The sequence below is a fragment of the Streptomyces sp. NBC_00887 genome (assembly GCF_045207585.1).
The window spans coordinates 734,054-746,742 of the sequence record NZ_CP108788.1; the positions used below are offsets into that span (position 1 = coordinate 734,054).

The following is a 12,689-nucleotide window of genomic DNA, read 5'->3' on the forward strand; positions in this document are numbered from 1 at the left end:
CGGCCGTTCCGCCCCGAGCGGCCGCCTACTGGCCGGCCAGACCGGTGTGCGCGATACCGCGCACGATCTGCCGCTGGAAGAGCGCGAAGACGACCAGGAGCGGCAGTCCGGCGATCACGAGCGCCGCCATGATCTGTGCGTACCGCACCCCGAACGACGACTGGACGTTGACGAGGCCGACGGGCAGGGTCATGCCATTCGGGTCGGTGGTGACGAGGAACGGCCAGAGGAAGTTGTTCCAGGTGGAGATGAAGGTGAAGATCGCCACGGCGGCCAGCACCGGCCGGGACAGCGGGATCACGATCGTCCAGAACACCCGCCAGCGTCCGGCGCCGTCGACGAAGGCCGCCTCCTCCAGCTCTCTCGGTACGCCTTCGAAGAACTTCACCAGGATGAACACCATGGCGGGCACCGCGACCTGGGGCAGGATCACGCCCCAGTAGGTGTCGACGAGGCCGAGCTGCACCATCTCCTGGAACAGCGGCGCGATGAGTACCTGCGGCGGCACCATGATGCCGGCGAGCACCAGCCCGTAGAGCAGTCTGCGTCCGCGGAATTCGGTACGGGTGAAGCCGTACGCGGCCATCGCGCAGGTCAGGACGGTCAGCACGGTCGTCATGAGCGAGATGTACGCCGAGTTCATGAGCCAGCGCACCAGTTCGCCGGATTCCCAGACCTTGGAGTACGCGTCGAACGTGACGCGCGAACCGATCCACTCCAGCGGCGTCCCGGTCGTCTCCGCCTCCGGCTTCAGGGAGGTGGCGACGGCCCACGCGAGCGGGACGAGCCAGGCCACCGCGAGGACCAGGGCCACGACGAGCAGGACGAGCCTGCCGGGTGTCCAGCGCCGGCGCCGGCCCTCGGATCCGCCCGGCTGCTCGCTCCGGAGTACGCGGCGGGTTCTGACGGTGACGGAACCGCTCACTTTGCGGCCTCCTCAGCTCGGCGCCGGGACAGCAACGGCTGCACCAGGGAGACGGTCAGGATCAGGGCGAAGAAGATGTAGGAGACGGCCGAGGCGTAGCCGATGCGGTATCCGGTGAAGCCCTGTTGGTAGACGTACTGCAGGATCGGCCGGGTGGAGTCGTCGGGGCCGCCGCCGGTCATGAGGTAGATCTGATCGAAGATCTTCAGCGAGGCGAGCACCTGGAGGACCACGAGAAGCCCCGTGGTGCGGCGGAGCATCGGCATGGTGATGTGCCACAGCTGGTGCCTGCCGCCCGCTCCGTCCAGCTCGGCGGCCTCGTACAGATGGGCCGGTATGGCCTGCAGAGCGGCGAGGTACAGCAGGAAGTTGAAGCCGACGGTCCACCACAGGGTGGTGGCCACGACGGAGAGCATCGCGTAACGCTCGTCGCTCAGCCATCCGATACCCGGCTCCAGGCCGACGGAGGCGAGCATCTGGTCGGCGAGGCCGAAGCCGGAGGGAAAGATCATCTGTGCGAAGAGCAGGCAGACGACTCCGGACGGCAGGAGGAACGGGGCGAACCAGCTCAGCCGCCACAGCCACTGCACCACGCGCAGCTGATGGGCGAGCAGCGCGAGACCCAGCCCCACCAGGACGAGCGGGACGGTGGACAGGACGGTGAACCAGACGGTGTTCCAGAGCGAGGACCACACCTCGGGGTCGCCCAGGGCCTCCGCGTAGTTGTCGAGACCGACGAACTGCCCTCCGGAGCCGGTGATGTTGTCGCTGGTCAGGCTCATGCCCACACCTGATATCAGCGGCCAGACCAGGAACATGCCGTACACGAGCAGGAACGGGGCGATGAACACCAGACCGTGCTCGGTCCACTTCCTGTGCACGGAACGGGCCGTGGGGCGGCGGACGGCGTCCGCAGGCTTCGTCACGGGTGGCGGTGCCGCCGCGGTGGTGGAGGTCATGACGCGGCTCCCGGAAGGGGGTTGCGGGTGTCGAGGAGGGTTCTCAGGCGGGCCTTGCACTCGGTCAGCGCACCGCGCGGCGTACGGGATCCGGTGAGCACACCGGACAGCACGGCACCGAGTTCGATCCACATGCGGGAGGCGGAGCCGGCGAACCAGGCGGGCTCGTCCAGCGCCACGTCGTCGATCACGTCCCGGTACTCGGACTGGGGTTTCAGCTTCAGGTACGCCGGATCGTCGAGCACCGGCAGATAGGCGGGCACATGGCCGCCCTCGGCCCACGCGACGGAGTTCTTCAGCATCCAGGCGACGAGGGCGTGCGCCGCCTCGTTGGTCGCGCCCCCGCGGTCGTTCTGGTGCGGCAGGACGAACGAGTGGCAGTCGGCCTGTGCGGCGGCACTGCCGAAGAGCGCGGGCACGCGGGTCATGGAGAAGGGGATCCCGGCCGTCCGGAAGGTGGTGATCTCCCATTCGCCGTTGAGGTGGAAGGCGGTCTTCCCGCCGTTGAAGATGCCCACGGAGGCGCCGTAGTCGCACCGGCGCACCATCAGCCCCTCCTCGGCGAGGGTTGCCATGTACTCCAGCACGCCCAGGGCCTTGGCGTCGTCCAGCGCGAGGCGCTTGCCGTCCTCCGACAGGACCTTGCCACCGGTCTGCGCGTAGAACGTGGAGAAGAGGCGCCAGGGGGTGATGCAGTCGGGGCCGAGCGTCTCCGTCACCAGGCCCGGCTGTCCGGTCACCTTCTTCGCGGCGCGCAGCGCGTCGGCGAACTCCTCGGCGCCGCCGATCGGCTTGAGCCGGCCGCCCGACATGAGCCCGGCCTTCTCGCACACCTCGGTCTGGTAGTAGAGGACGAAGGGGTGGGTGTCGAACGGCACGGCGTACTGCTGGCCGCCCGCCCGTCCGCGGCTCCAGATCTCCGGCGGGAAGTCCTTTTCCCCCACTCCGTGTTCGGCCAGCAGATCGAGGTCGAAGGGGTCCACGAGCCTGCCGGGGGCGAAGCCCGCGAGCCGCGCGAGGTGCAGTACGGCCAGTTCTGGTGCCCTGCCTCCCGCGCCGGCCATGCCGAGCTTGGTGTAGTACGGCGCACCCCACTGCAAGGTCGCGGCCTCCAGGGCCAGGTCCGGGTGTTCGGTGCGGAAGTCCTCCAGCATTCCCGCCATGTTGACGCCGTCGCCGCCGCCGAAGAGATGCCAGAACCGCAGCCGGGTCTGCCCCGGTCCGGCTGCGGTGGCGGGCGCGGCGCAGCCGGACAGGGAGCCCAGGGCTCCGGCGGCCGCGAGGGCGCCGATTCCGCCTGCGAGGGCGCGGCGCCGGCTGGGGTGGTGTGGGTGCATGGCGGCTCGTCTCTGAGGGGTACGGGTCGTTCGCCACGGGCCGCGTGTTCGATATGTCGAATCCCGCCCGTCACTTCGGACGGGACCGTAGGCGCGGGGCAACCCGGCGTCAATGACTCTCGCTGAAATTGCGAACAACGTTCGATACCCCGGACAGCCCGTCCTGTCGCCGGACCCGAGACCCCGCCCATCGGTCTCCCGCGGCGCCCGTCGGCCTTTCGCGGCGACTCCGGCACGAAGCCGCGACGAGACGAACCAGCCGCCCCTCCGCTGCGTCCATCGGTACATGACGAGCGCGTCGTCACACCGGCCGGAAGCCATAACCGGGACATAGGGGCGGCAGTTGACGGGGACGGCCGACACCGACGGCAGCGCGGCGGAGCAGCACGGGGCCGAGGCGGCCCCGCCCGGCGCGCGACTCCGTCCGGCCATGGCATCCGTGATCACTGCGGTCAGGAAAGCGGCCGTCGTGGCACCGCCGGCCGTGATCGTGTCGTACGGCGAGGCTCCCTTCGTCCGTGCCGCCACCGGAGGGACAGGCCGGCTGTTCGGTGCGGAGTTCTGGCTCGCCGCCCTGGTTCTTGCCGGGCTGCGCGTCCAGGGGTGGACACGGGACGACAGCCGAGGGGTCACGTCGTTCGTCCAGGGCGCCCTCGTCGTCGGGGGCGTCGCCGGCCCGCTCCTCCTCTTCCACGGTGTGCTCGCCGCTTCGGCCATGGCGGCCTCCATGGCGGCACCGGGGGCGCTGGCGGCTGTCCTGGCCCGGCCGTTCGGCTTCGGGCCGGGCGACGGGGACACCTGAACACGCGCGGCACCGCTGCGGCGACGACTCCCTCCCCGCTTCCCCGTACAGCCCCTTTCCGCGGACTCCCCGTCGCACGGGCACGGGAAGGCCACCCGGACCGGCCTTGGAGCAGCACGCCCCGTGCATCTGACGCGAGCCCCCCGGAGCTGGAACCGGCGAGCGCCGGCGCCGCGCCCGGGCGTCGGTCCTCGCCGGTTCCGTGCCCAGCCGGAGGGTGCGGAGCCGGCGGTTAGAGTGGCTGCTCTCATGGCAGCAGCACATCCGTACGAGACGGCACCGAGCACCCCGGACAGGCCCCCGGTGCTTCGCGTGTACCTTTTCGGAGGATTTCGGGTAGAGCGCGACGGCGGTGCCCCCCTCGCCGACAAATGGCCGCGTCCCAGTGCCCGCTCTCTGGTCAAGCTCCTCGCCGTCTCCCCCGGACACAGCCTCCATCGCGAGCAGGCCATGGAGATCTGCTGGCCGGACGCCGACGCCCAGGCGGCGCTCGGTAGCCTGCGGGTCGCCCTGCACGCCGCACGCCGCGCCATCGAGCCGGAGCTGGCACCCCGCGCCTCCTCGTCCTATCTGACCGGCGAGGGCACCCTGCTGCGGCTCGATCCGCACACCGTGGTCATCGACGCCGATGCCGCGGAGACCCTTGCCGAGCGTGCGCTGGCCGAAGGGTCGACCGTCGCCCTGGCCACCGCGCTCGCGTCGTTCACCGGGGAGCTGCTGCCCGAGGACCGGTACGCCACGTGGGCCGAGGTCCGGCGCGAAGAACTCTCCGCGCTCCGCGACCGGGTACGGCTCGCCCTCGCCGAGGCCCACCTCGCGGAGGGCGAGACCGAGCTGGCCACCGAGGTGGCCCTGCGCGCCCTTGCCGCCGCGCCCGCTGAGGAACGCGCCCACCGGGTCCTGATCGACGCCTGTCTGCGCCAGGGACTGCGCCGGCAGGCCGTGCGCCAGTACCACCTGTGCCGGGAAGCACTCGATGCGGAACTCGGCATCCGCCCCGGGCCCGCCACCGAGCAGCTGCACCTGCTCGCACTGGACACCGCCACGACGGTGCTGCCCACAGCCTCCGCGCCCGTCCTCCCGGCCGCGATCCGCACCCCGCCCGGGACGCCGCTCCGCGGCCGGTCCGAGGAGCTGGGTGCACTGCTGGCCGCCGGGGGGCCGCCGGTGCGGCTGGTCCGCGGTGAGGCCGGGGTGGGCAAGACGCGGCTGACCGCAGAGGCGGCCAGGCGGGCGGCCGAGGCCGGGACGACCGTGCTGTGGGGCGCGGGCCACGACGCCGAGGGGCACACCCCGTACGGCGTTTTCGTCGAGGCCCTGGATGCCTGGCTCGCCGACCGGACGTCCGCCGAGCGGGCCAGGATCGGCGGCGAGTACCCCGAACTCGCCTCGCTGATCCCCTCGTTGGGGCAGATCGGTGCCGGTTCGGAGCGTAGTCCGGAAGAGGAACGCGACCGGTTCTTCCGAGCTGCCGCGGGGCTCCTGGGCGATCTCGCGGCGACCACACCCGTCCTCCTGGTCCTGGATGATCTGCACGCCGCCGACACGGGCTCCTACCAGCTGCTGAGTCATCTGGCCCGGCGTGCGGTGACCACGCGGACCGACTGGCGATTCGCTGTGACCTACCGCGCGGAGGAGATCGGGAGCACGGATCCCCGACGCACCTCGCTGGACTCCTTGGTGCGCCAAGGGCTGGCCCATTCCCTGGAGCTGGGAAGGCTGGGGCGGGCGGAGTGCCTGGCGGTCGCGGAGGACGCGGGCGCCCGGAGCGGGCTCGACCGGGTCTGGGAACTGTCACTCGGCAATCCCCTCTTCGCCCTGGAACTGGCCCGCACCGCGGACGGGTCGACGGAGCCGGCCTCGCTCAGCGCCCCGGAGGGCGTACGGCAGTTGGTGGCCGCACGGCTGTCCAGGCTCGGACCTGCGGCACGGCGGGTCGTCGAGGCGATATCGGTGGCGGGCGGGGGCGCCGCACTGTCCGAGGTGGTGGATGTCGCCGGGCACGGACTGCATCCGCGGCTCTCGCCCGCCGAGGCGACGGATGCCGTGGAAGCGGCTGTCCAGGCTTCGGTCCTGGAGGAACGGAACGTCGTGGTCGGCGGGCAACCTATGCCCGGACTCGTCTTCCGGCACCCACTGGTGCGGCTGACCTGCTACGACGGCTTGTCCGCAGCCCGCCGCAGGCAACTGCACTCGGCGTACGCGGAGGCGGTCCTGCGCCGCCGGCCCGACGCGGTCGACACGCTGGCCTCGCATCTGATGCGCGCCGACGACCCGCGCGCCACGCAGTATCTGCGGCAGGCGGCGGAGCGCGCCGCCGCGCTGTGCGCGAACGACACGGCGGACCGGTACTACATCGAGCTGACCGCCCGACTCGACGCGTTGGCCGCCGACGCCGCTCAGGCCAGGATCGACAGGGGGGCCGTGCTGCGCCGGATGGCCCGGTACCGGGATGCGGCGGCGGTGCTCCGGGAGGCACTGGAGGACATGGTGCGGCGCGGCGACGTGCACGGCCAGGTCCTGGCCGCCGCACGGCTCACCGAGGTGCTCGTGAAGTACCGCTCCACGGACGAGGGCGAGGAACTGCTCCACAGGTTCCCGCCCACCCCCGGCACCCCGGCCCTCACCGCGGCCACCCACCATCTGGCGGCAGCGGTCCTGAGGTTCGTCACGGGCCGGTACGAGGAGGCGCATCAGTACGCCTGTACCGCCCAGCAGGCCGCCGACGCGGTGCCGGGCAACGGCAGGCGCGGGCTGCTGGCCCGGGCGCTGGCCATGCAGGCGACCTCCCTCGGCCTCGCGGGCCGGCTGGCGGAGGCGCGCCCGGCCGCCGACCTGGCGCTGCCGCACGCCGAGGCGTACGGCGATCAGGAACTCATGGTCACGATCCTCTCCGTTCAGCGGGAGCACGCCCGCCGCTCCGGGCGGCTCGCCGAGGCCGTCTCCACGGGACAGCGCGCGCTGCTGCTCGCCGAGCGCACGGGGGATCCGACCGCGGTCGCTTTCGAGCGCGCCAATCTCGCTGAACTTCATCTCCTTCTCAGGGAGTTCACCGAGGCCGCCGATCATGCGCAAGGCGCGGTCCAGGAGACGGGCGAGCGGTCCGAGTGGTGTACCCCGTACGCCCTGGCGGCCCTGGCCAGGGTCCTCTCCAGGACGGGTGAACGTGGTGCGGCCGAGCTGTTGGCTCGCGCCGGTGAGGCGGCCCGGGCGCAAGGAGACCAGCAGGCCGTGCACGAGGTGCGGACGGCCGAGGCCGAAATGCTGGTGCGTGAGGGCCGCCCCGCCGAGGCGCTCGCACTGCTGGTCCACGGCGGCGGACCGGGAACAGCCCCTCTCCTGGCATGGGCGGAGCTCGCGTCGGGCCGACCGGAGCACGCCGCCCGCCACGCGGCCGAGGAAGTTGTGCGCGCGGAGCAGGCCGGCGAACGTCTTTCGGAGACTGACGCACGCACGGTGCACGCCGCCGCCCTCTCGGCGCTTGGCCTGGAACGGGAAGCCGAGGAGGAGTTCGACAGGGCGGCGAGGATGTCCGCGGAACTCCCTTATCCCGAAGGCGCGTTCAGGGTCGAGCTGGCCCGCGGACGGAGCTCCGGCCCTTCGGGGGAACAGACCCCCTGACACAGGCCGCTCCTATCGGCCCGTCTCCGGCATCCGGATCACCGCGGTGCCGCCGTCGAGGTCCACCGTTGTCCGGTTCGGCGGCGCCCCGTCCTCCTCGTCGTCCCGCATCAGCAGTGCCGACTGCCGCTCCTTGAGTTCGCTCTGCTTCCCCGGCGAGAAGCTCGCGTGCAGCTGTTCGAACCCGGTTGCCGATATCTGGCCCTGCCGGGCTCCGTTGCGCCATGGCAGAACCCCTGCCCGCCCGGCGCGCAGCAGCAGCTGATCGACGAAGGCCAGCACGGTCAGCACGAGGACCAGCCCGGGCAGAGTCATGAAGACGGCGAATCCCATGACCTGATTATCCGCCTCGACGGCCGTCGGCCTGCACTCTCCGCTCGATCTCCTCGCTTCGCGCCGTAGGAGTGCGCCCCTCACCCGGCAGGGACGGCGCTGTACCTCCATGGAGAGCTCGTGCCTATTTCCTACTCAGGGGTAGGCCTGCCCACCCCTCTTGTTATACCTTCCGTCCAACAGCTTGCTAGACGTGACGTCTAATAAGCGCGTAGGGCGCTCGCAGCCACCGGCCCCGTCGAACGGGCAAGGGACGGGACACGGTCGGGGCGGCGTCGAGTCGATCTCTCGATTCTAGGAGCGGCAGCATGGCAGGCAGCACCGTTCGGCCGGATGACAGGAACCACCGGGACCGGCTCGCCGAGCAGGAAGTCGCCCGGCGGCTGCTCGACTCGGCCGCGAAGCTCTCGTACGACCCGGCCATCGAGGTGGACTGGGAGACCCCCCTCAACACGGACGACCACGGCGCGAGCCCGGAGTGGAGCACGCTCTACGGCACCGCGTACTGGCAGGAGTTGTCCGATGCGCAGCGCAAGGCACTGACGCGTCAGGAAGCGGCGTCCGTCGCCAGCACCGGCATCTGGTTCGAAATGATCCTGCAGCAGATGGTGCTGCGCGACATGTACGCCAAGGACCCCACCGACCCACGGTTCCAGTGGGCGCTCACCGAGGTCGCCGACGAGTGCCGGCACTCCATCATGTTCGCCCGGGGTGCCGCGAAGCTGGGCGCGCCGGCCTACCGCCCCCACCGCATGGTGATCGAGCTCGGCCGGGCCTTCAAGACGCTCGCCTTCGGCGAGGCCGCGTACGCCGCGATCCTCGTCGCCGAAGAGGTGCTCGACGTGATGCAGCGCGACTGGATGCGGGACGAGCGGGTGGCCCCGTTCGTCCGGACGATCAACAACATCCATGTGGTGGAGGAGTCACGGCACATGAAGTTCGCCCGGGACGAGACCCGCAAGCGGCTGCGCGGCGCGGGCCCGCTGCGGCGGCAGCTCAACTCGCTCGTGGTCGCCATCGCCTCCTACTACATCGTCACCAGCATGGTGAACCGGAAGGTCTACGCGAACGCGGGCCTGGACACCGAGCGGGCCCTGGCCGAGGCCAGGACCAACGAGCACCACAAGTCCCTCATGCGTTCCAGCTGTTCGGGACTGATGGAGTTCCTGGCCTCGGCCCGCCTCCTCACGAAACCCGCCCTGTTCTTCTACAAGCGCGCCGACCTGATCTGACCCGAGCCGACGACCTGAGCTGACGAGATGACCTACGCCATCACCCAGACCTGCTGCAGCGACGCCACGTGCGTCGCCGTGTGCCCCGTCAACTGCATCCACCCGACTCCCGAGGAAAGGGAGTTCGGCAGCACGGAGATGCTCCACGTCGACCCGGCGACCTGCATCGACTGCGGCGCCTGCGCCGACGCCTGCCCGGTCGACGCGATCTTCCCGGTGGACAGTCTCTTCGGGGCACAGAAGGAGTACGCGGCCGTCAACGCGGCCTACTTCGCGGACAGGCCGGCCGCCCCGGCCCCGGCGGGACCGAACTTCCACGCCTGGGGCGAGCCCTCGTTCACACGCGGCGTTCCTTCCGATTTCACTCCGATCCGGGTGGCGGTCGTCGGCACCGGCCCGGCAGGCATGTACGCCGCCGAGGACCTCCTGCTGCACACCAACGCCGAGGTGACGCTGATCGACCGGCTGCCGGTGGCGGGCGGCCTCGTCCGGTACGGCGTCGCGCCCGACCACCCCGCGACAAAGGGGGTCGGCGAGACCTTCGCGCGCTTCCACTCCCATCCCCGCGTGCGCATGCAACTGGGCCTCCAGGTCGGCAAGGACATCACCGCCGGTGAACTCGCGGCACACCATGACGCGGTGATCTACGCGGTCGGCGCCTCCACGGGCCGTCGGCTCGGCATCCCGGGCGAGGACCTGCCGGGCAGCATCGCGGCGACCTCGTTCGTGTCCTGGTACAACGCCCACCCGGAGGCCGAGCCGGAGGCCGTGCGCCTGTCCACCGAGCGTGTGGTCGTCGCCGGCAACGGAAACGTGGCTCTCGATGTCGCGCGCATCCTCGCGGCGGATCCCGCCGCGCTGGCGCGTACCGACATCGCCGACCACGCGCTCGCCGTCCTGCGCGACTCGAAGGTGCGCGAGGTCGTCGTACTCGGACGGCGCGGCCCCGAGGACGTGGCCTGTACGGCCTCCGAGTTGCTCGCTCTGAAGCACCTGCCGGGCGTGGAGCTGGTCGTCGACGACCACGATCCGAGGACCGGTGCGCGGATCGACGCTGCGGCGCCCGGCGAGAAGGCCGCTCTGCTGCGCGACGTAGCCCGTGAGAGGACCGACTGGTCACGCCCCCCTGCAGCAGGCAGGCGCATCGTCTTCCGCTTCCACTCCGCCCCCGTGGAAGTGCTCGGCAAGGACGGCGTCGCGGCCGTGCGCGTGACGGCCGCGACGGGCGAGCAGGACATACCCGCCGGCCTGCTCCTGCGGGCGGTCGGCTACCGCGGCGTTCCGCTGCCGGGCCTGCCCTTCGACGACGCGACCGGCACGGTGCCGCACGAGGACGGCCGGGTGGCGGGCATGCCGGGGTCGTACGTGGTCGGCTGGATCAAGCGCGGCCCCTCAGGGGGCATCGGAGCCAACCGCACCTGCGCGGCCGAGACCGTCGGCGCTCTTCTGGCCGACGCCGTCGCGGGCCGGCTCCCGTCGCCCGCACAGCCGCCCAAGGCCTTCCGCCGCCTCGCCAAGCAGCGCTCCCGCCATGTCGTCGACGCCCGGGGACTGGCCGCCATCGACCGTGCCGAGCTGGCACGCGGTCGCGCCCTCGGCCGCCCGCGGGTCAAGTTCGCCACCGTGCCGGCGCTGATCGCGGCGGCGAAGGGCGGACGTGGGCGGAGCTGACGCTGCGAGGAGGACACCGGGAAGTGGCGGGCCGGTTCGCCGGCGAGTGCCGTGAGCTGTGCCCTCCCGGGGTCCGGCGAAGGACGCGATCCGGAGCGGGGCGCCCCCGCCCCGGACGGTCATCAGCCCGGTGCCGAGCCGGCCGGGAACGATCCGGCGGACCGCGTCGGTGGCGGCAACCGCCTTCGGGCGGGGCTCGGCTCAGACGGTTCGTCGTGCCTCGGCGAGGTTGGCGATGAGTTCGTCGCGGGCCTGGTGCTCGTGTGCGAGCCATGCGGGTTGGCCGGGGCCGCTGCGCCATGACTCGCTGAGGGGGCTGTTGTCGACGGTGTCGAACCCGAACCGGTCGTACAGGCGCGTCACGAGCTCCACGGCTTCGGGGTGGTCGCTGGAGGCCGACAGCGCAAGCCGGCCGGGGGTGCCTGCCGTCCTGCCCGCTGTGGTGATGCGGGGGGCTTGGATGTGGGTGAAGGCCTTGACGACCTTGGATTCCGGCAGGTGCTCCTGGCGGAGCTCGTGCACGGTCTTCTCTCCCGAGTCGATGGCCGGGATATGGCCGTCGCGCCAGGTCATGTAGTTGTTCGTGTCCAGCACGATCTTGCCCGCCAGTTGGTGCACGGGCATGTCGTTGATCACCTTGAGGGGGACCGCCACGACAGCGAACTCTCCGGCGGCGGCGGCGCCGGCGGCAGTTGCGGCGGCCGCTGACGGACCGAGCTCGTCGATGAGGTCCTTCAAGGTCTCGGGGCCTCGTGAATTGGCGATGACGACGTCGTAGCCGTTCACGATCGCCGCACGTGCGATCTGGCTGCCGACTTCGCCCGCGCCGATGATGCCGATGACTGTCATGATCTCTCGTCCCTGTGTGTGGTGGGGAGGCTGGGCCGTGGGGGGCGGCGGCGTGGCGTTGCTCGCGGTCCGTGGACTGCCGGGCGGGGCTCCGCCTTCCGGGTGCACGCCGGAGGCCGTTGGCCAGGACGCCGGGACGCACTGACCGACGGCCGTGCCGGACTCTTCCGGCCGCCGATCAGATCTGGTTCATTCCGCCGTCGACGTACAAGTTCGAACCGGTGATGAAGCTGCTCTGCTCGGAAGCGAGGAAGGCCACGGCCGCGGCGATCTCCTCCGGGCGCCCGAGCCGGCCCAGCGGAACGTGCGCCGCCAGGTGCTGCCGCAGGCCGGCCTGCTCGGGACCGGGAACGAGTCCCGACAGGCCAGGAGTGTCGGTCGGGCCGGGCGAAACGGCGTTGACCCGGACGCCTCGGCCCTTGAGTTCGTTGGCCCAGGTCCGGGCGAAGGACCGGATGGCGGCCTTGGAGGCCGCGTACACGCCGAACGCCTCCGCACCGACGTCCGCGTTGGTGGAACCGTTCAGGATCACCGAGGCGCCGTCGTTGAGCAGAGGCAGCGCCTTCTGGACGGTGAACAGCGTGCCCCGGACGTTGATCCCGAAATGGGTGTCGAAGTGCTTCTCGGTGATCTGCTCCAGCGGCACGAACGCGGCGACGGAGGCGTTCGCGAACAGGACGTCCAGACCTTGTCCACGGTCCCGGACCGCCTCGTAGAGCCGGTCCAGATCGGCCAGGTCCGCGATGTCGCCGACCACGGCGGTCGCCGAGCCGATCGTTTCGACGGCCGCGTCGAGTTCCGTCCTGCGCCGGCCGGTGATGAACACATGCGCTCCCTCGGCCGCCAGCCTCACGGCGCTTGCCAAGCCGATGCCGGTGCTGCCCCCGGTGACGAGAGCGGTCTTTCCCTCCAGCAGTCCCACAGCGATAGCCTCCCCTACATTCCGCATCGATCGATGCA

Annotated in this window: 10 protein-coding genes; 4 read left to right on the plus strand and 6 right to left on the minus strand. The window is 71.2% G+C overall.

Features of this window, described 5'->3' with window-relative positions:
* Window positions 1-25: 25 nt before the first annotated feature.
* Genes OG844_RS03415 through OG844_RS03425 form a run of 3 tightly spaced genes read right to left on the minus strand, consistent with a single transcriptional unit; the run spans window position 26 to window position 3,221 of the window.
* Window positions 26-925, minus strand: a complete 900-nt coding sequence (locus OG844_RS03415) for a carbohydrate ABC transporter permease (RefSeq protein ID WP_406388004.1) — start codon at window positions 923-925, stop codon at window positions 26-28.
* Window positions 922-1,884, minus strand: coding sequence for a carbohydrate ABC transporter permease (locus OG844_RS03420; protein ID WP_406388005.1), 963 nt, complete (start codon window positions 1,882-1,884; stop codon window positions 922-924). The genes OG844_RS03415 and OG844_RS03420 overlap by 4 nt, the downstream gene beginning before the upstream one ends.
* A complete protein-coding gene (locus tag OG844_RS03425; RefSeq protein ID WP_406388006.1) occupies window positions 1,881-3,221 on the minus strand; it encodes an extracellular solute-binding protein in 1,341 nt (446 codons plus the stop codon). Before OG844_RS03425 ends, OG844_RS03420 begins: the two co-directional genes overlap by 4 nt.
* A 343-nt stretch (window positions 3,222-3,564) precedes the next feature.
* Between OG844_RS03425 and OG844_RS03430 the strand changes: the two genes are divergently transcribed.
* Together OG844_RS03430 and OG844_RS03435 are read left to right on the plus strand one after the other, a co-directional pair.
* Complete coding sequence (locus OG844_RS03430; RefSeq protein ID WP_406388007.1) at window positions 3,565-4,023, plus strand: hypothetical protein; 459 nt, start codon at window positions 3,565-3,567, stop codon at window positions 4,021-4,023.
* 249 nt (window positions 4,024-4,272) lie between these two features.
* A complete protein-coding gene (locus tag OG844_RS03435; protein ID WP_406388008.1) occupies window positions 4,273-7,644 on the plus strand; it encodes an ATP-binding protein in 3,372 nt (1,123 codons plus the stop codon).
* Window positions 7,645-7,656: 12 nt separating this feature from the next.
* Here the strand turns inward: OG844_RS03435 and OG844_RS03440 are convergent, their stop codons facing one another.
* Window positions 7,657-7,977, minus strand: a complete 321-nt coding sequence (locus OG844_RS03440; RefSeq protein WP_406388009.1) for a DUF6191 domain-containing protein — start codon at window positions 7,975-7,977, stop codon at window positions 7,657-7,659.
* 308 nt (window positions 7,978-8,285) lie between these two features.
* Between OG844_RS03440 and OG844_RS03445 the strand changes: the two genes are divergently transcribed.
* Window positions 8,286-9,209 carry a diiron oxygenase gene (locus OG844_RS03445; RefSeq protein WP_406388010.1) on the plus strand — a complete coding sequence of 308 codons (924 nt, stop codon included), beginning with the start codon at window positions 8,286-8,288 and terminating at the stop codon, window positions 9,207-9,209.
* A 27-nt stretch (window positions 9,210-9,236) separates the two neighbouring features.
* Window positions 9,237-10,880, plus strand: a complete 1,644-nt coding sequence (locus tag OG844_RS03450) for an FAD-dependent oxidoreductase (protein WP_406388011.1) — start codon at window positions 9,237-9,239, stop codon at window positions 10,878-10,880.
* Window positions 10,881-11,081: 201 nt separating this feature from the next.
* Here OG844_RS03450 and OG844_RS03455 read toward each other — a convergent pair whose 3' ends face one another.
* Both OG844_RS03455 and OG844_RS03460 read right to left on the minus strand, forming a co-directional pair.
* The gene (locus OG844_RS03455; protein ID WP_406388012.1) at window positions 11,082-11,729 is read right to left on the minus strand and encodes an NADPH-dependent F420 reductase; all 648 of its coding nucleotides are present in this window, start codon (window positions 11,727-11,729) and stop codon (window positions 11,082-11,084) included.
* A 178-nt stretch (window positions 11,730-11,907) separates the two neighbouring features.
* Entirely contained in the window at window positions 11,908-12,651 is a 744-nt protein-coding gene (locus OG844_RS03460; protein WP_406388013.1) for an SDR family NAD(P)-dependent oxidoreductase, read from the minus strand.
* Window positions 12,652-12,689 lie beyond the last annotated feature (38 nt).